Raw genomic sequence first — 1946 nt, 5'->3', positions numbered from 1 at the left:
AGACTTTGTACATCCCCAAAATACATAGCGACTCCTTTAAGTATTGCTCGTCTTGAACTGAACACGCCGAGTGATACTTGCGCAATTAATTCATAGCAACTCGAAATATAAATTAAAAATCAAATAGATAGTCAAATCGACTAAAAATACTCTCGCACAAATGGGATGGTTTGTCTCTAAGAAATCTCTCGTTATCGGTACCGTCTTGAACTCAACAAGACCAATGTACCAAACCGATTTTTACAACGTAATTGGCAGTCAAAATCACTAACTTTCTAATTTATCTTTGAAGGCATAAGCAATACATTGCATTATAAGAAGCCGCTTACCGCTATTGCACTAACTTACCGACCAAGGAGGGTCTGAAATGAAATTAGCACAGTTAAATATTGCGCTTGCCAAATATCCTTTGGATGCGCCTGAAATTAAAGAATTTGTAGACAATTTAGACTTAGTTAATGGTATTGCTGAAGAGAGTATAGGCTTTGTTTGGCGTTTAAAAGACGACTCCGGTGATGCCACCAGCATTAAATTGTTTGAAGACCCAAACATGATTGTAAACATGTCTGTCTGGGAAAGTACTGACGCACTCAAAAACTTTATGTTCCGTACTGACCATAGAGATTTCATGCGCCGAAAAAGCGAATGGTTTCATCGATTAACAGAAGATAGCTATGTTCTATGGTGGGTTGAAGATGGCCATATACCAACACCACAAGAAGCTTTATTCCGCCTTCAACATTTGCGCGATAACGGAGATACGCCCTTTGCTTTCACATTTAAAACTAACTTTACAGAAGCAGATCTTACGTGAGCTATGCGCTGGTTAAATCGCTAAGTTGTATAAAGCACCGATATAACATGCCTCACCCCATCATGGAGTTGTGCACTTCAAGGGAAATTGTAACAGACTCAAAAGGACAAAGAGTGATAGATCATTTTGAAATTAAGGTAGCGGCATTCGAAGAATGTCGTGCATTTTACATGAATGCGCTGGAGCCATTAGGCATTGAACTCAAATGGTCAGATGAAAATGCTGCTGGTTTCGGGCTTTCAAGCGAGCCAAATGTAAGATTTCTCATTGAATAAGGTGTCAGCAATTCAACATACCACATCGCTTTTTCTGCATTAGACAAACGACAAGTTACAGCATTTCACGAAGCGGGTTTGAGTTCGGAGGTTGCATTGCTTACACCATAACAAGACATTGCTTGCTAGTGTAAGATTTTATCAAAAAGGACTTTATGAAATTATCTGAGTTACAAAGCTATGTTCCTTTTAACTGTACTAATTCAGACCTGATCTGACAGTTACCCACTTTTTGACTCGGTGCCTGTCAGATTATATCTGGGCTAGATTCTTTTCAGCCCAGATTGATTTCCCATCCTCTAATGTTTCTATCGGCGTTCTGCCGCAGCACATTTTTCCTTGATGAGTACGATGATTGTTATAGTAGTCCATCCATTCGTCCAGATCTTTCTGTAACTCTTCCATTGATCCATACAGTTTCTTTCTGAATGTTACTTGGTAGAACTCATTCAATATGGTCTTGTGGAAGCGTTCGCAGATACCATTTGTCTGTGGCGACATCGCTTTAGTTTTCGTGTGGTCGATATCATTAATGGCTAGGTAGAGCTGGTAATCGTGCTGCTCAACACGACCACAGTATTCAGTGCCTCGGTCAGTCAAGATTCGCAGCATTGGCAGTTCATGCGCCTCAAAGAACGGTAGAACCTTATCATTCAATATATCCGCTGCGGTGATTGGTGTTTTCGTTGTGTAGAGCTTGGCAAAGGCGACTTTACTGTAGGTATCAACGAAGGTTTGTTGATAGATGCGCCCAACACCTTTCAAGTTGCCAACATAGAATGTGTCTTGAGAGCCAAGATAACCTGGATGCGCTGTTTCTATCTCACCACAAGCCTCATCATCGTGCTTCTTACGCT

The 1946-nt window shown here is 40.6% G+C and carries 1 protein-coding gene and 2 pseudogenes; 2 read left to right on the top strand and 1 reads right to left on the bottom strand.

Annotation, left to right across the window (positions count from 1 at the left end):
• Nucleotides 1-367 precede the first annotated feature (367 nt).
• On the top strand, nt 368-814 hold the full coding sequence (locus R7Q47_RS23490; RefSeq protein WP_025508968.1) for a DUF3291 domain-containing protein: 447 nt from the start codon (nt 368-370) through the stop codon (nt 812-814).
• A 113-nt stretch (nt 815-927) separates the two neighbouring features.
• Nucleotides 928-1173: pseudogene (locus R7Q47_RS23485) on the top strand (lactoylglutathione lyase); the annotation flags it as partial.
• A gap of 168 nt (nt 1174-1341) precedes the next feature.
• Here R7Q47_RS23485 and R7Q47_RS23480 read toward each other — a convergent pair.
• Nucleotides 1342-1946: pseudogene (locus R7Q47_RS23480) on the bottom strand (IS481-like element ISVvu4 family transposase); the annotation flags it as partial.

This window comes from Vibrio sp. Vb0349 (genome assembly GCF_033338975.1).
Note: the sequence above shows the minus strand (reverse complement) of the source record. Positions and strands in the feature narration are given on the sequence as shown.

Coding starts and splice junctions, on each gene's coding strand:
- R7Q47_RS23490 (WP_025508968.1), top strand. CDS start 368: ATGAAATTAGCACAGTTAAATATTGCGCTTGCCAAATATCCTTTGGAT.